This is a genomic window from bacterium (assembly GCA_039961635.1).
Taxonomy (GTDB): Bacteria; 4484-113; 4484-113; order JAGGVC01; family JAGGVC01; genus JABRWB01.
On the sequence record JABRWB010000011.1, the window covers coordinates 1 to 17,325 of the forward strand.

Annotated in this window: 12 protein-coding genes; 8 read left to right on the forward strand and 4 right to left on the reverse strand. The window is 59.2% G+C overall.

The annotated features are described in order from the left end of the window. Positions 1-859: 859 nt before the first annotated feature. The 3 genes from HRF49_01750 to HRF49_01760 all read left to right on the forward strand — a co-directional run bounded on the left by HRF49_01750 (position 860) and on the right by HRF49_01760 (position 2,691). Positions 860-1,411: a S8/S53 family peptidase gene (locus HRF49_01750; protein ID MEP0813375.1), complete on the forward strand. Its 552-nt coding sequence runs from the start codon at positions 860-862 to the stop codon at positions 1,409-1,411. Positions 1,412-1,452: 41 nt separating this feature from the next. Continuing rightward, complete coding sequence (locus HRF49_01755; GenBank protein ID MEP0813376.1) at positions 1,453-1,872, forward strand: hypothetical protein; 420 nt, start codon at positions 1,453-1,455, stop codon at positions 1,870-1,872. A 354-nt stretch (positions 1,873-2,226) separates the two neighbouring features. Then, positions 2,227-2,691 carry a hypothetical protein gene (locus tag HRF49_01760; protein MEP0813377.1) on the forward strand — a complete coding sequence of 155 codons (465 nt, stop codon included), beginning with the start codon at positions 2,227-2,229 and terminating at the stop codon, positions 2,689-2,691. A gap of 134 nt (positions 2,692-2,825) precedes the next feature. Here HRF49_01760 and HRF49_01765 read toward each other — a convergent pair whose 3' ends face one another. After that, positions 2,826-4,019: an AAA family ATPase gene (locus tag HRF49_01765; GenBank protein MEP0813378.1), complete on the reverse strand. Its 1,194-nt coding sequence runs from the start codon at positions 4,017-4,019 to the stop codon at positions 2,826-2,828. A 169-nt stretch (positions 4,020-4,188) separates the two neighbouring features. Between HRF49_01765 and HRF49_01770 the strand changes: the two genes are divergently transcribed. Together HRF49_01770 and HRF49_01775 are read left to right on the forward strand one after the other, a co-directional pair. Further along, on the forward strand, positions 4,189-5,409 hold the full coding sequence (locus HRF49_01770; protein ID MEP0813379.1) for an HD-GYP domain-containing protein: 1,221 nt from the start codon (positions 4,189-4,191) through the stop codon (positions 5,407-5,409). A gap of 125 nt (positions 5,410-5,534) precedes the next feature. Further along, a complete protein-coding gene (locus tag HRF49_01775) occupies positions 5,535-6,722 on the forward strand; it encodes an HD-GYP domain-containing protein (protein MEP0813380.1) in 1,188 nt (395 codons plus the stop codon). A 6-nt stretch (positions 6,723-6,728) separates the two neighbouring features. Here the strand turns inward: HRF49_01775 and modA are convergent, their stop codons facing one another. The 3 genes from modA to HRF49_01790 all read right to left on the reverse strand — a co-directional run bounded on the left by modA (position 6,729) and on the right by HRF49_01790 (position 10,296). Further along, the gene (modA, locus tag HRF49_01780; GenBank protein ID MEP0813381.1) at positions 6,729-7,622 is read right to left on the reverse strand and encodes a molybdate ABC transporter substrate-binding protein; all 894 of its coding nucleotides are present in this window, start codon (positions 7,620-7,622) and stop codon (positions 6,729-6,731) included. Then, positions 7,619-8,458: a hypothetical protein gene (locus tag HRF49_01785; GenBank protein MEP0813382.1), complete on the reverse strand. Its 840-nt coding sequence runs from the start codon at positions 8,456-8,458 to the stop codon at positions 7,619-7,621. The genes modA and HRF49_01785 overlap by 4 nt, the downstream gene beginning before the upstream one ends. A 116-nt stretch (positions 8,459-8,574) precedes the next feature. Next, positions 8,575-10,296 (reverse strand): DUF885 domain-containing protein, encoded by a 1,722-nt coding sequence (locus HRF49_01790; GenBank protein MEP0813383.1) that lies wholly within the window; start codon positions 10,294-10,296, stop codon positions 8,575-8,577. Positions 10,297-10,743: 447 nt separating this feature from the next. On the opposite strand from HRF49_01790, the gene HRF49_01795 reads away from it, so the two are divergent. The 3 genes from HRF49_01795 (at position 10,744) to HRF49_01805 (ending at position 17,322) form a co-directional block, all read left to right on the forward strand. After that, on the forward strand, positions 10,744-11,415 hold the full coding sequence (locus tag HRF49_01795) for a hypothetical protein (GenBank protein MEP0813384.1): 672 nt from the start codon (positions 10,744-10,746) through the stop codon (positions 11,413-11,415). A 158-nt stretch (positions 11,416-11,573) separates the two neighbouring features. Then, positions 11,574-14,411 (forward strand): PKD domain-containing protein, encoded by a 2,838-nt coding sequence (locus HRF49_01800; protein MEP0813385.1) that lies wholly within the window; start codon positions 11,574-11,576, stop codon positions 14,409-14,411. A 70-nt stretch (positions 14,412-14,481) separates the two neighbouring features. Further along, positions 14,482-17,322, forward strand: a complete 2,841-nt coding sequence (locus tag HRF49_01805; GenBank protein ID MEP0813386.1) for a PKD domain-containing protein — start codon at positions 14,482-14,484, stop codon at positions 17,320-17,322. Positions 17,323-17,325: the final 3 nt, after the last annotated feature.

The following is a 17,325-nucleotide window of genomic DNA, read 5'->3' on the forward strand; positions in this document are numbered from 1 at the left end:
GAGGCAGCGCAGATGGTTAAGCGGCTGACAAATCTGGTCATGGGGGGGGGCTGGGATTGCCATAATCCTCTCCCTGTCGGTGCTCGCCATGATCGCGGCTAGTTTCACAAGCTGCGGCAAAGGCGAAGTGAAGCAGTACGCCGCGTCCGCGCCGGACGCGGGCGAGGGCGGCACGAACCAATCCGGCGGCTCGATCGGCTCGGAGCGCACCCCGGCGATCGATCCCGGTTTCGGCGGAAACGACGAGCCGGAGGGGGGCGGTGAAGGGCTGGACGGCGATGATCCGATCAATCCAATTGAGTTTGAGCCTTGGATTTTCCGGCAGTTCACAGATCCAAGAGACTCTTCAGTATACGAAATTGTTGACGGTCGGGTTTTAATAACCTTTAAGAATCCGCCCCAACTCCCCCAGTTGGATCCCAACTATTTTGACGTAATCAGGCCGGATACCGATCCTGCATATCAGGTGGATTATCCGCCAATCGTTGGGGATAACGAAATTGACAGCTTCGTTGCAGCGGAGAATTTAATTGTTTTAAGCGAGTGGAAATGCATCCGCAGCGCGGCATTCAAGCTTCCGGTTGGACAAAGCGTTGAGGATGCAGTCGCAAACTGGCCTTTGGAGTATCCAAGTCTTATTGACTCAGTTGACCCCGATTCAGTTGCAGAAGGTCATGCGGGACCAGATGACGAGCTATGGCGGCACACCTTTTACGAGTACCTATACGACAGCACCTCCTACGGCATCAGAATTGAGCAGGTGTGGAACAATGGCTGGTTCGGGTCACCTGCAGTTAAAATCGCTTTTTTGGATACGGGCGTTCAGAGGGATGCATCATTTACCGACCTAAACGCCAACATGACTTCATGGGGTGTCAATACTGGAGACGACAAATCCAGCTGCACTTGGAATATAGGCAATGGTGCGCCCTGGGACTGGCTATTGCGTGAAAGCCAGGATAACGCGCGCGAACTTGGGCATGGAACCTGTGTTGCAGGTATCGCGTGCGCCGCTTCTAACAATGATCCAGACATTTACGTACCGCCCCCGGCCTACAATCCGGACCAACATCTGCAGGTAACCGATTTCTGCGGCATAACCCGCTCCAACATGTTCATACCATTTGCGATGAAAGCTCGCGCATCGGGAAACTCATTCAAAACCAGTAAATGTCCAATTGTCAACGCATTGTTGGTTTTGGGTTGCGTAAAAGGCCGACTGAGCGGCACCTCGGCATCAGCGCCCCATGTGTCGGCCGTTGCAGCTTTGATGTGCAGCAGGTTTCCTACGCTTACTCCTTCGCAGGTTAAAGCGAGAATTGAAAACCGAGGCTGGACATTGCCGCATTCGGGACCTCAACCATTTCTGCCCTGCAAAGGACTTGATGCATATAACTCGCTTTTACCATGATTCAACGGTGCATTCCAAAGCTATGCAATGGAGGAATGAAGATGAAGCCATTTTGGTTTTTTGCAGTTTTGCTTGCTCTTCCTTTTCTGTTCTCGTCATGCGGTTCAGGCAGCAACGTTCGCACTGGCGGACCCGATACTTACCGCGGATTCGATCTCGTCGGAGACAGGTTTGGCGGCAAAGCGCCATATGAATGGCATTACACCGTTTACGCAGTTCCGGGAATCGGCGATCCGCAAGGCACTGTCAACCTGATTTCAAAGGTTGAGATAGATTTCGGCGACGGGGGTGGATGGATCGATTGCACTCAGGAGCTTCGCAAAAACTGGTTGGGACTGCCGGATGCAAATCCCATGCATGTGTTTGACCAACCTGGAACCTATTTGGTCAAATGCCGCGTTGTGTATTTTGACGGCGCTGGTAGTTCCAAGGATGACACGGCAGTAGTTGAAGTCACTTAAGCCTTTTTCGGGCGCTGCACCTAGTGTCCAAGTCAGCGCCAAGCATTGGGAGCTGGGTGGTCCCATCCCGTCCGCCCCTCGGATTTTGCGCACCGGCAAAGGACATTTGGTCTTGCGATATGATCGGCACAAATTCCAAAGGTTTTTCGCTCGGCTATTCACCCGGCGCTTTGCATTGGGGTGACGGAACCTCAGGATCCGCCCCGCTTGTCAGCGCGGTGGCTGGAATAATTGCCTACGAATTTCCAAGCTTGACGCCACTTCAAATTGAGTCGAGAATAAAGTCGGCTCATTTCCAGCTTGGTTCTTGGGACTACAGACATGTCGGCGGACTTAACGCATGGGAGGCGATTCATGATTAGAACGATATTGACTTCCGTCGTCTGGGGATTGTCAACGCTTTGCGCCATGCTCTTTGCTTTGTTCTCTTGCTCAAAGGAGCAATCATCGCCCATGCCTGTTCTGCGCGACGTTGCGGTCATGCTGGTCGAACCGAATCACGCATTGCAGGGTCATGCTCCTTTTGGAATTCGCTTAGGGGTAATTGCGTTTCCGGGAAGCAAGGACACCAACAAGTGGCCATTCGCGCTGAAAATCGAGTTGAACTACGGCGATGGCTCGGGCTGGGTGGACAGTACAAATTATATGTTGGCTTGGCAAAACGAAGAACTTGCGGACTCGGAATTGCCTCAACACATGTACTTAATACCCGGGCAATATCAGCCGCTTGCACGGGTGACTTACTGGGATGGCTCGATTGTTGAAAGACAATCTCTGTGGACAATCACCGTCCTCCCTCCCGAAGACGGCGGAAGCTGACGTAGTTTGATGATTTATTGACCTGCACACACTCCGGGCAGCGGCTCGGTCCTATCCCGTCCGCTCCCAGGATTCGTGCGCCGCGCCGCTTCGCGATCAAATCCACTGCGGCAAAACGTCGCTCGCGATTTGCGTTACCTCCCCAATCCGGCGCCCAGCGCGGCCATCACGTAGTCCTCCATCACGTTTTGCTCGATCCACATCTCGGCGCGATCCAGCACCGCCGCGTCGAACACGATCCTGGCGCGCGATCCGCCGCCGGCCGCGCCGAGCCTCGACAGCGATTCCCTTACCCAATCCAGCGCGGTTTTCTCGGCCGCGCGCAAAAGCTCGTTTTTGCGCTCAGCCTTGATGTCCCAGCGCTTCGCGTCCTTCGCTTTTTCGCCCAGCATTTCCTTGTCGGGAAGCGTCCAGGCGATAAGCTCCTCCTCCCTTCTGCAGGCCGAATCCCACAGCCCGCGTGCAAGGAACATGAAAACGTCCAGCAGCGTGTCGCCGTCGCCGGTGCGCCTGGCCGCCTCCAGCGCATCGTCAAGTCCGTGAAGCGCGTCGAGCGCGGCTATCCCTCCTCCAAGCTCCGCGGTGCGGCTCCACTCGCCGAGTTTCCGGTTTTCCGTCTCTTCGCGCCACGCCCGCCATGGCGGAATCCCTCCGCTCCATTTTCCGGCGGGATGGAACGCGGCCTGCGCGGCGAACAGCGCGAGCGTCCACTTGCCCTGGGCGTAGCCCGCGGCGCGCTTTGCGCGTCCCTGCTCGATTCCGCGCGCGGACAACGCGGCGGCAAGCGCGTCGGGCGCAACCTGCGAGAGCCTGATCTCCTCGCAACGGCTCCTTATGGTGGGCAGCAGCCGGTACGGATGGTCGGTGACGAGGATGAAAACGGTTTTGTCCGGCGCTTCCTCGAACAGCTTGAGCATCATGTTGCTTGTCTGCTCGTTCAGCGCGTGCGCGCTGTCTATCAGGATTACGCGATGCGGCGACTGCGAAGGAAGCCGGAGAGCCGTTGAAAAGTTGTCGTAGTCCTCTTCCACAACCTCGACGGTGATCTGCTTTGTGCGGGGCAGGACGAACATGAAATCCGCCGTCGGCCCGGCCGGCATCGCGCGGCAGGAATAGCATTCGCCGCAAGAGCCGAGCCCTTCGGCCTCCGCTCTTCGGGCGCAAAGAAGCGCCTTGGCGAATATCGCGGCGAGCGTGGTCTTGCCCGTTCCCGGCGGCCCGGAAAGCAGGAGGGTTGTGGGAACATGCCCGCGCGCGAGAAACCGGGACAGCGCGGCGATGGCGCGTTCCTGGCCGACGAAACCTTCCGTGCCCAATCCGATTTGCACCCGGCGAGTATATCAATATATGTTAGAATAAACGGACGGGCCGCAAGGACGCTCTTGTTCTCAGCGGTGCGGAATCGTTCGATTGGTCAAGTGTTGACAATCGATTGCCGAAGCAGGCGCTATCAGCGCTTGAAGTTTGAACTAATATTGTAATCCGGTGAATAATTTCGTGAATCACGCTACACCGAATTCGGGCCGTACCGAGATTGAGATCGAATATCTCATGCCGGGAATGGTTCTCGCGTCGGACATATTCGACGGCGACAACGTTCTGCTTCGAAGCGGCACAGCGGTCACGCAGGAATTTCTGAACAGCCTCAAGCGGCGCGGCGTGGAAAAAATCGTGGTTTCCGACGCGGTGGCGGCCGACATCAAGGTGCAACAGTCCACGATGATGGGCGGCGAGACCGCAGCGAGGCCCGCGCTTGACATACCGGAGCATTTGGAAACGGAGCTGGCCGCGAATGAGCGGGACATCCTTTCTAGCGCGGGAGTGGAAACCGCGGTCGAGGAGCAGCTGCTTCTCGAAACCAGCGAGTGCGTCGAGGATGTTTTCTCCCGCCTGAACGAGGGCAATCTGGAAAGCCTTAACGCGCTCAAGGGGCCGGTATCCGAGATGATCAAGCAGTCCGTTTCCAAGCCGCACGCCGCGGTGAAGCTTCTTGACGTGGAGCACTTCGACCAGTACACATTCAGACACTCGGTGAACGTCGGGCTGATTTTCTTCACGGTCGCAAAGAGCCATTTTCCCGCGGAGGAACTTGAAGAGCTGATGCTCGGCGCGATTCTTCACGACGTGGGAAAAGTCAAAATCCCACGGGAAATCATCCAGAAGGAAGGGCCGCTGACACGCGAGGAATTCGCGCTGATGAAGAAGCACCCGGAGTACGGCGTTGAAATGCTAAAGGACTATCCGGGGCTCTCCGAAAAGGCTCTCGATATCGTTTTGTCTCATCACGAGCGCTGGGACGGGCGGGGCTATCCGAACGGGCTGCTGGAGGACGAGATAACCTGGATCGCGCAGATCGCGATGGTCTGCGACGTGTACGACGCGCTGACAACGACGCGCAGCTACAAGGCCAAGATGGACTTCCACGCGGCGATGAGCATAATCGTCCAGGGCTCGGGCTCCCACTTTTCAAAAAAGAGCGTGCGCGCTCTTTGCACCACGCTTGGACTGTACCCGCTGGGCACGTTCGTCCTGCTTTCCGACAGAACGGTGGCGGTGGTGAAGCAGGTGAACGAGGACGCTTTGGCGAGACCCATCGTGACCGTCATCTACAACGAAGACGGCACAAAGCTCCCCGCGCCGCGCGATTTGAACCTGGCAATCACTCCGGACTTGTCCATCATCAGGCCGATTACGGTCCACAAGCTCGGCGCGCATTGATTTCGGGCCGTCGGCCTGCTCCTTTGACTCGCCGCACGCGTTGCGTCCCGATTTGTCCAAGGTTATAATTGCTTCCGCCCGATAAGGCATGGCTTCGCCCGCGCCGCATTTGAGGCCGAAATCACATGACCTCCGACAAAACCAAAAGCGGATTCGTCGAAATCGATGCAAGCGCGCTCAAGTCCGGCCAGGTGCTGGCGAGCGATGTTTTCGACGGGGACAGCTTGCTGCTTCGGGCCGGCACCAAAATTACCGACGGCTTTTTGGCCGCGCTTCACAAGCGCGGAATCACGCGGGTTGAAGTGTCGGGCGAAACGGCGGGGATGCTCAAGTCGCGCGCCGGCGAGGCCTCCGGCAAGGACTCTCTGGAAGCGGAAAGGCATACGCTCGAGCTGATTGAGGAATCCGGTATTCAGCTTTCGGTCGATCCCGAAGTGCTTGAGGAAGTGTCCGACTGCATGGAGGACGTGTTCACGCGCCTGACGCAGGGGATGCAGGTGGATTTGAATATAATCAAAGCCCCGGTCGCGAAGGCGATCAGCCAGTCGCTTTCCCGTCCGAACGCGGCGATCAAGCTTCTCGACGTGAAGCACTACGATTTTTACACCTTCGGCCATTCCGTAAACGTCGGGCTGCTTTTCCTCGCGCTCTGCCGCGACCAATTTCCTGCCGCCGAAATCGAAAAGCTCGCGATGGGCGCGGTCCTCCACGACATCGGCAAAACCAAAATCCCGCTCGAAATAATCCGCAAGCCGGGGCCGCTGGATGCGCATGAATGGAATCTTATTAAAAAGCATCCTGAATTCGGAGCGGAGATACTGGAGGAGCATGGCGGATTCTGCGAGGAGGCGGTCTGGATTGCGCACCAGCACCACGAGCGCTGGGACGGGGGGGGATATCCTCGAGGGCTGAAGGGCGATGAAACACACCTTGTCGGCCAGCTTGCGGCGGTGTGCGACGTTTACGACGCGCTTACGACGACGCGCAGCTACAAGCCGAAGATGGAATTCCACGACGCGATGAGCATAATCGTTCAGGGATCGGGCACCCAGTTCTCCCCCCGTGCGGTGAGAACCATTTGCTCCACGGTCGGGCTGTATCCCGTGGGAACCTTCGTTATGCTGTCGGACGGCAGCGTGGGCGTTGTGCGCGCGGTTAACGCGATGGTGCTTGTGCGCCCGGAAGTGATGCTGCTTTACGACGAAAGGAAACGGCGCATAGCCCCGCCAAAAAGACTTTCGCTCGAATCTTCGCAGGATTTGACCATCGCGCGCCAGCTCACTTCGGCCGAAGTCGGCGCGATGCGCGGCTAGGCGGCATCACGCGGAAGCGTCGTCCCGCCGCGCGCCGGATTTGCCGTCCTGCTTTTTGTTTCCCGCCGGAGGAGGAACTTCGAAGCCGGCTAACATGAAAATCGCCCGACACTTTTCGGTGCGCAGAAATTCGGCGAACGCGGCCGCCTCCCTGTTTTCAGAAGGAAGCGAAAGCGCATGGTAATACGCCCCCCCCGTGGCCTCGTATGGAAGAAAGTCCACAATTGCGATTCCCTCGTCCGCCAGCGCTGGTGCGGAAAACACCATTCCCGCGTCCGCCTCTCCGTTTTTGACGTACGCAAGCACGGTCTCGTCGGATGGCAACTCGACCAACCTGCCGCCAAGCGACTTGGCAAGTCCGTAGTATTCCAGCGCTTTTTTGGAAAGCCTTCCCGAAGGCGCGTATTCAGGCGACGCGGCTGCGACCTTTTTCGCTCCCTTCAGGAATTCCACGGCGTTTTGCGCTTCAAGAAACTTCCCCCCCCCATCGCGCCGCCTTACCGCGACCGCGATCCGTTCCCGCACGAGCGGCACCGCGCCTGTCGCGCCGGTCGCGCCCGCGGCAGAAAGCAAATCCAGCGCACCCGTATCCGCGACGAGCAGCAAATCGCAAGGCCCGCCCGCGGCCGCCCGTTTTTCGATTTCGCCGGTTTTCCCCAATACGACTTGGACATCCACGCCGGTTGACTCGCGGTAAAGATCCGCCGCCTTTAAAAGCGGCTCCCGGAATACATCGCTGGCCATCACGGCCAGTTTTTTTTGCCCCGCGGGATTTTTTTCGGAATCGGAACCCGCGTCATTCCCGCCGGGCCTGTTGCAGGCGGAAAGCTGCGCAACAGTCGCAATCGCGAGGAAAATCGCGAACAGACGAAGAGCGAAAAAAGCAGGAATCCCCGTCATGCCGTGGTGTTCAATCCGCCGGATGCAAGGCTGACGAATCCAACCTTCCTTGCTGTGGCAATCTGGGCCATGATATTTTCGGCGGCGACGTCCAGGAGCCTGTTGTTCGATTCGATCATCTTTTCGGCTTCGAGCATCGCGATCCTGCGGTTGACTTCGCGAAGCTCTTTTTCCACCAGCGCTTCCCGCAGCTTTTCGCCGCGCCGGCCGCTCGCGTCTTGCGCTTTCTCCGCGGCTCCGGCCGCGGACGCGCGCGCGTCGCGCCTGATTTCGCTCAACCGTCCTTGCAGGACGTCCAGCTTTTCTTCCAGCCGTTTCGTTTCGCGGATTCTGGCCGCTTCTCCGTCCGGGCGCGGATTCGCGTCTCCGGCCCTGGGAGGCTGGACGGATGTGTCCGCTCGGCCTGTGCCGCCCATCCGCTCGCGCTCCGCGAAGGTGGCCGCATCCTGTTCGCGGACGCCGGGTCCATGTTCAATCCCGGTCTCGCCGCGCGGTGAGGGTTCAGGCGGAGAATCCGGCGCGGCCCCCAGGCCGGCGCGCGCGCGGTCTTCAGCAAGCCTCGCTTCGGCGGCCCTGCCGCCTGGAATGGAATAAACTTCCGTGCGTCCCGCTTTGATTGACAGCTTGCCGTCCACTATGGCTGCGTTGTAGCTGACTTTGGAGAGCACAACGGTATCGCCGCGCTCCGCAGCCTCGCGCGTAAACTGGCGCAAGTTGCCGAGTTCCTGGGATGTGACCGCGGGGGCGGAATCGCGGGCGGTCGCGCTGCGCAGGACTCCCGGTTCGCCGGGATCCAGCTTGTACCGAAGAATCGTCGTCGTAAGGTCGAATGGCACCTTCAGAGCAACCACCTCCATGCGGCCGATCAATTATACCCGCAATGCGGTATTCGGCGCGGCCGGTTCTTCCGCTTGACGGCACCGAGGCAGGTCAACCTAAATTTCGGCGGCGATTATGTTCTGGTTGTGTACGCGATTATCAGTTCCTCGACGCGGCTTATCGGAATCGTGCCATGGTCGATCACATGGTCGTGGAACAGTTTAAGCGTGAATTTGCTCCCCCACCTTTCCCTCAACCGGTCGCGAAGCTCCAGCATCAGGTGCTTTCCAATGACATAGCTCATCGGCTGGGTCGGAGTCTGACAGTAGCGCCGCACCTCCGCTTCGGCGTTGGGGCGTTCCAAGTGCGCCTTTTCCACGAGGAAATTTACGGCCTGCTCGTAAGTCATATCCCTGGTGTGGAGCGCGACATCGATCATCACCCTGCATGCCCGCCAGAGCTGGTCTTTTAGCTGGAACAACCTTACCCTGGGATCGGTGTAGAAGCCCTGCTCGTACATCATCTCTTCGCAGTAAAGCGCCCAGCCCTCCGCGAATACGCTGGTGTGGTGCATGTGACGGAAGATGCGCCTTTTCTGGTTGGCGCGCGTGAGCTGCAGATGGTGGCCGGGATAGGCCTCGTGCAGCGCGGTGACGACGATGCCGTACTTGGAGTGGCCTTTCAGCTGCTCTTCGGCGCGGTCCTTGGGAGTTCCCTTCGCAACCGTCGTCACCCAAAATATTCCCGTTTGATCGGCTTCGTACATTCCCGGCGTCAGGTAAGCCGCGTACGGGATCAACGGACGCGCGAAGTCCGGAGTTTCGACCACCTTGATTTGCTCCTTGGGCGGGAAGGACACAAGGTCTTTTTCGATCACGAACCTGCGCGCGCGCGCCATTTCTTTGGCGTAATAGTCAACCAGGCCCGCGTTGGACGGATGTTCATCCTTAAGCGTCGCGACGATTTTCGTCCAGTCGCGGCGCTTGTCAATTTGCTTCGCGGTGGCGGCGAGCTGGTTGAGCGTGTTTTTGTAGATCTTTTGCCCCAGCTTGTACAACTCGTCCGCGTCGAACGGAACTTCGTGGTACTTCTTGAGCTTGTTGTTGAACCGGCGCGCGCCGGCCTTCCATTCCCCATTGCTGCGGGGCAGAAGGTCGGTCTTCATCCATTCGATGTAATTATCGAGCGACCTGACGGCAGCATCGCACGCATCGCGCAAACGCTTGGCCTTGGAGGAAGCCAGCTTTCCCGCGAATTCGCGCACCGTCGTGTCGAAAAAGACGCGCGCGCCTTGCGCGCTCAGAATCGCGCTCTCCGTAAAGATGCGCGGCGGATTGTCCAGGTTCCGCATGCCGAAGAGAAGCTGTTTGGGCAGTTTCTCGGTGCGGGCTATTATCCCGTTTGCGCGGGACAGCAAATCTTTCCCGCCGCGCGTGAGAACCGAGTAGATGCCGTACATCGGCTCGGAGAAGTACATGGATGGCGAGCGGCGCCAGTGGGGGCGGTCTCGAAGCTCTTCCAGCTCAAGTTCGATCTGGTTTTTTCCGATTTCCAAATCAACCCGGTTGTCGGCGGACAGATCGTCCGCATTGACCATCTTCAGCTCTTCCAGCGTGTTGGACAGCACGCGTTCCCAACGCAGGAACCATTGAAGCGAAGGCTTCGAAAGTTTCGCATCGTACTCGGGCAGTCCCATATAGGTGCCGTATGTCGGGAAAAACTTGTACACGTTGTGCTCGTATTCGCGGCAAATTCTGCGGAACATCTTGTCGGCGGCCGTCAGCTTTCTGCGCCTTGGCTTGGGAAATCCTTTCACTATTCCCGGCGGCCTGCCGCGCTTGCGCTTTTCCTGCACAACCCCGGCCTCCGGGAGAGGATGCTTGCGCGGGCGGCCGCGTCCTCTCTTGGCTTGCTGCGCGGATTCGACTGGAAGAGGATGCTTGCGCGGCCTGCCGCGCTTGCGTTTTTCCGGCGGTTCCGCGGCGGCGAGCCGCTTTAGTTTGCCGGTTCCCGGCGGCCTTCCTCGACCGCGCTTTTGCGCGGTTTCCGAAACCGCAGGCAAGGGATTTTTACGCGGACTTTCCCCCTTTCGCGCGCCGGATACCGACGCCGGTGCGCCGGAGGATTCAGTTTTTTTGACTTTAGGCATATCAGCCTCCTTAAGGATGCAGCCCCGCTTCGCGGGGTATGCGGATAGTACCACGAATGAAGAATAATACAAAGCATATGTCTTCTTGCCATAAAATCGCAATCATTAAAAAATCGAATATTCGTTGCCGCGAAAAGCTGTAAAATAGACGCCGTGGAAAAGACGGCCGGAATAATCGAAGAGCTTTTGGCTGGAACGCGGTTTTTCCGCGAAGGATATCACCGGGAAAATTCCGTGCTTTACGGCGCGCTCGGAAATCACGGCCAGTCCCCTTCGGTCATGTTCGTTTCCTGCTCCGATTCCCGATACGATCCGGACAGAATCACCTGCTCAAAACCAGGTATGCTGTACGTTCTTCGCGTAACCGGCGCAATCGTGCCGCCGCGCGAGATTTACACGCGAAACCTGCCCATCGCGGCCGCGCTTGAGCATGGGGTCGTCCACCTCGGCGTATCGCACATTGTCGTGTGCGGCCATTCGGATTGCGGAGCGGCGAAGCTCGCCGCGAATTTTGCCCAGCATTCCGGGGCGGGCGCAACCGAAGAAGGAGGGGAACTCAGTCAATGGATCGAAATCATTTCAGCCGCGCCCAAGCGCGCGAGCGACAGGATCGCCGCGCGCGGAATTATGGAAGCCCCGGTTGATTTTGCGAAAACATGCGAAGAGGAACTGGTCAAAATATCGCTCGAAAACTTGATGACATATCCCGCGATCGCGGATCGCGCGGCGCGCGGCGCGCTCGAGCTTCATGGATGGTGGTTCGATATTGCATCCGGCGATATCTGCGTCTTAAACAACAACTCCGGCAATTTCGAAGCGGCTTGAGCTACCGGCGCGACCTTGAGAACGATACAGGCAATCCCCCAATCCGGGAAAACCGCGCGATTCGCTCCGGCTTGGGGATGCGCTTTTAAAAGGGGGCTTTTACAAGGTAAAATCCATTCGGCCCCGCGGGCTGTTGCGGGCCAGCAAAGGAGTCGTTTATGCCATACATCCGTGTTTATTTAATATCTGCTTTGATTTTGATTGTGGCGCTTTCGGCGGCATGCTCCGCCGGCGGCCGCAGGGGCGCCGGGCAAAAGCCGGGGCTAGCGTTGATCCCGTTCCAATCCGGCGATCCATTCGGGGAGCTTTCCAAACTGGAGCCGCCCGCAGGTGCGGATCCCGCGGTATTCGAATTGCTTCGCGGGGAGCTTGAGAAGGCGCTTAAAGGCGCAGGGAAGCTGCGGGCATCCTCCGCCGCGCCGACCCTGACAGAAAGCAAAGTGATGGATTTGGCCTACTTGGACGACGGCGACGGCACTTACAGCCTGGCTTGGACATACCGCAACAAGGGCGACTATGACCAAAACGGAGAAGTCGGCGTTTCGGACATCACGCCGATTGCGCTCAATTTTCTGGAAAGCGCGTCCGACGAAGGCCCGCAGGATCCGGATATGGTGGTTGACGGAGACGGAAACGGCGAAATCGGCGTGTCCGACATCACTCCAATCGCAATCAACTACCTGATAACGGTTGCCAAGTACAAAGTTGAAGGATCCGCCAACGCGAACGGGCCGTTCCAGGCGGCGGGCGAAATCGCGCTTCCGAACGCGACGCCAGGCGGCTGGTTCACCCCGATCTCATTCGATTTGGGCGCCACTCCGGCGTTCGAATATTATCGCGTCGTACCCGACGACGGGAACGGCCACAGGGGCATCCCGTCCAACGTGGCGTCCAAACCTGCGCTGAACCTTCCGCCCGATATCACTTCCGTTTCTCCGCTTTTCGCGCAAACCGGAAGCAATGTAACGTTCGTGGCGGAAGTGACCGGGGACGCGCCGCTCGTCTACGCGTGGGACTTCGCGGGCGGGGCCACACCCGGTACATCAAGCGAGGTTTCGCCGACTGTCACAATCGGCGACGTCGGCACCTACTCCTGCACGCTCACCGTCACCAACGATTTCGGAGAAGACGTTTTTCCGTTCACGCTTCAGGCGACCCTGGGCGCACCGCCGAATATTTCGGGAGTATCGCCCCTGTCATGCCAGACGGACGTAGACGTGACATTCACCGCCACCGTCACCGGCGAAGCGCCGCTTTCATACGAATGGGATTTCGGGGGCGGAACCACGCCAGGAACCAGCACGGAGGCGTCACCGACCGTGCATTCCGGCGCAGTCGGCACCTACGATTGCACGCTCACCGTGACAAACTCGATCGGCAGCGATTCATTTCCGTTCACGCTCGAAATTACGGAGCTGCCGCCCCCGCCGGTGATTCTCGACGTTCAGCCGCGGGAGGGTAACGAAGGCGAGGTTGTCACTTTCGTCGCGACAGTCGAGGGCACAGGCCCGTTCACGTATCTGTGGGATTTCCGCCCGGCGTGCGTGCCCGGACTCTCCACCGCCGCTTCGCCGGACATCACTCTGCAGACGCCCGGAACCTGGCCCGTCACGCTTGAGGTTTCCAATGCCGGCGGAAGCGACGCATTCGGATTCCAACTTACGATTGTCGATACCACGATTCCGCCTTCAATCCAATCCGTCGCTCCGACCAGCGGCGAAGAAGGAACCAACATCACCATCGCCGCGACAATAAACGGTCCCGGCCCGTTCACCTACAACTGGAATTTCGGCGGCGGAGCTGCGCCCAACAGCTCCACCGAAGAATCGCCGACCATCACCCTCGGCGCGCCCGGCGAATACAACGCAAGCCTGTTCGTCACGAACGCTTTCGGAAACGACAGCTACCCGTTCACGCTGACTGTCACCGCGATCGGCCAGAACTGGACGACTTACACCGTAGATAATTTCGGGATGAGCGAGCATCCATCGCTTGCGATTATCGGCGGCAATCCGTGCATTGCATATTACGACGGCCAGAACGAAGACCTTGTGTTCGCATCCTGCAACGCGGCCGACGGAAGCGGAACCTGGACTTCCTATCCGGTTGACCAGCTCGCGAATCCCGGCGACGAGGTCGGGCGGCACTGCTCGCTCGTCTCGATAGGGGGATTGCCCGGAATCAGCTACCACATCGGCGGCGCGGACAGCGATTTGAAGTACGCCACCTGCGACGCGGCCGACGGAAGCGGCACCTGGAGCAAATACACTATTGACTCCGACGGCAAGACGGGGATGTACACCTGCGCGGCCGAGGTCGGAGGAAGGCCGGCGATCAGCTACGTGAACGCGCAAACCGGCGATCTGAAATACGCAATTTCCGACACCGCGGATCCATCGGGATCATGGACGAATGTGATTGTGGATTCGGGCGACGTCGGTGCGTGGAATACGGTGCTGCTTTTGTCCGGAGGGGTTCCGGTGATCGGCTATTACACTAACGACGGCGGCGGCGAATACAAAACCGCGACCGCGGACACGGCGGACGGCACGGGGAGTTGGACGATCCGATCCGTGCAGTCCGTCGGCGGCGGATTCATCGGAAGCGGCAGGCATATGGCGGCGGTCAATTCCACAATCGCGTCCGCGTTTTTCAACTTCAACGACACAAGGCTGCGCTTCGCGATAAACGGCGCCGCCGATGCGTCGGGAAGCTGGACGTTCCGCGATGTCGACGCGCTGGGCAATTCCAGGCAGCATGTCAGCCTCGCGGCGGTGGGCGGACTGCCGTCGCTCGGCTTTTTCGACGTGACGTCTCTCGGTCTGTGGGCGGCCTGGTGCGACGCGGCGGACGGAAGCGGAACATGGACTGTCGAGCCGGTGAAGGCGGGGATCAATGTAAACTACACTTCGGTCGCGGAAGTGGACGGCAGGATCGGCATCGCTTATTACGACGTTTCGGCCGGCCAGCTTAAACTTGCCGTCCGAAATCCGTAAACCGGCTGAAGCAAAGTGGAATTTAATTGCACGCGGAATCGTCCGCGGATTTTTCGCGCGGGGGTAAAACATGAAAGGACTGCGTTTTTATGCGTTATTAACATTCGCCGCCTATGCGGCTTTCTTTGTCGCATGCTCCGGACAGTCGGTATCCGGAAAATTGAGCGGAGCGTCCGGTTCCCCGCAGACGCAGAGACTTGATGCAGCGATTGAAGAACTTATGTCTCTCGAAGCCCCCCCCGGAGCGGATGCCGACGTTTGGAGCCAGCTAAAGTTCGCCCTCGCCGACGCGCTCAAGGATCTCGGCAAGGACAGGTTCGTATCGATCGCTCCCATCGGCACAGCCAGCCGGGTGCCCGACCTGTCCTACGAATCGGACGGCGACGGCACTTTCACGCTTAAATGGACATACCGCAACCACGGCGATTACGACCAGAGCGGCGAAGTGGGGATATCCGACATTACACCGATTGCGCTCAACTATCTTCAATCCACTACCGACGAGCCGCTGGTGGATCCCGACGAAGTGATAGACGGCGATTTCAGCGGCGAAGTCGGCGTTTCCGACATCACGCCGATAGCCCTCAATTTTCAGTCGACTGTTGCGAAGTACCTGATCGAAGGCTCCAACAACGCCGGCGGCCCGTGGACGGCCGCGGGCGAGGCGCCGTTCCCGGTCGGCCAGATTCCGTTCTGGTTCCGGCCTTTCAGCTTCGACCTCGGCTCCGCGCCGGAATTCGACTTTTACCGCGTCGTCCCCGACGACGGCCAAGGAAACCGCGGCATTCCGTCGAACGTCGCCGCGCGCCCGGTCGTTCCAATCGCGCCCGACATCATTTCGGTGTCGCCGCTTTTCGTCCAGGCGCAGACCCAAGCGACTTTCACCGCGGTGGTGGAAGGCGACCCGCCGCACCTGTATACCTGGAATTTCGGAGGCGGTGCTTCGCCGAACACGAGCAACGAGCCCGCGCCGACCGTCACCGCGGGCTCGGTCGGCATCTACTCCTGCACCGTCCGCGTATCGAACGGCATCGGGGAGGAAACGTTTCCGTTCACGCTCGAAGTCACCCCCGGCGCGCCGCCGGATATCACGTCCGTCTCGCCCCTCTCCGCGCAGATGGGACAGCAGGTCACCTTCACGGCATCCGTAACGGGCGACCTGCCGATGACGTATGCCTGGGATTTCGGGGGGGGAGCGACTCCGGACACGAGCGCGGACGAGTCCCCGACCGTCAACGCGGGCGACCTGGGCTCTTACGACTGCACGCTGACGGTCACGAACGCCAGCGGAAACGACGTGTTTCCGTTCACGTTCCAGGTGACCGAGCTGCCCGCTCCTCCCGTCATTTTCGACGTCCAGCCTCAATCGGGGCAGGAAGGCGAAATAATTACCTTCAACGCGACGGTGGACGGCGCGGGGCCGCTGACCTACACCTGGGATTTCGGGGGGGGCGCTGCACCCAACACGTCAAGCGAAATTTCGCCGCAAGTCACTCTCGGAGCGCCGGGAACTTATCCGGCGTCGCTAGTGCTTTCGAACGAGGCCGGAAACGACACGTTCAACTTCGATCTCACAGTCAACGCGAATCCACTTCCGCCGGATGTGATTTCGGTTTCGCCGACTTCGGGCATCGAGGGAAACAACGTCACCTTCAGCGCTGTTGTGACGGGCACGCCGCCGTTCACGTACGCTTGGGATTTCGGCGGCGGGGGGACTCCGGATACATCCGGCGAAGAATCGCCGCTGGTCACGCTCGGTCCGGCGGGCGTTTACGATGCCAGCCTGACGGTGACGAACGCGCAGGGGGAAGACATCTTCGATTTCTCGCTTACGGTGAATCCGCCCGGTCAGGACTGGTCGGTTTACATTGTCGCTGACGGGGGGGGAGGCGAGTACGCGTCGCTGGGCGTGTTCGGAGGCAAGCCGTGCATCGCGTACTACGACCCCGGCGAGGAAGACCTGATGTTTGCATACTGCTCGACCGCGGACGGAAGCGGGACTTGGACTTCGACTACAGTTGACTCGAAGGGAATGGGGCTGGGCGACGTCGGGCGATACTGCTATCTTGCGAATATGGGCGGCGTGCCTGGAATAAGCTACTACGAGGGCGGGATCGACGGCAATTTGAAGTACGCCGAGAATGCAAGCTCGGACGGCACGGGCACGTGGTTCAAGTACACGATAGACTCGACGGGCGACGTGGGAATGGACACAAGCTGCACCAAGGTTGGCGGCAGACACGCGTTCGCGTACTACGACGCGGACAACGGCGACCTCAAGTACGCGCGCGCGAACACTACGAATCCGGGGGGAACTTACACTAAAGTAACCGTGGATTCGGCCGGGGATGCAGGCTGGAGCACGACGCTTCTCGTTGCAGGCGGAAAGCCGGTCATCGGCTATTTTGCCGACGACGGCTCGACGGTGAGCTACAAATTCGCTTACGCGAACGATTTCGACGGAACCGGAACCTGGACGAAAACGACGGTGCGCGACGTGCAAAGCGGCCTATTTGCTTACGGCCACTCGCTTTGCGTAGTGGGCTTCAATCCCGCTGTCGGACTTTACAACTGGGGCAACGGCATACTCGAATACGGCGTAAACGCGCAGCAGGACGGCTCCGGAGCGTGGACTTTCCATGACGTGGACGGGCAGACCAACATCAGCCTGTTCCTCGGCATGGCGGAGGTCGGAGGGCTGCCCGCGATTGCGTTCCGGGATTTCGACGCGGGAGGCCTGTGGGCTGCGACATGCGACACAGCCGACGGGAGCGGGACGTGGAGCACGAGCGATATAGATTCAACCGGCGGCCTCGAGTACGCCTCGGTCGCTTCGGTTGACGGCGGCAGGATCGGCGTCGCGTACTACGACAGCGGCGCGGACTCGCTCAAGTTCGCGATACACGATTAGTTC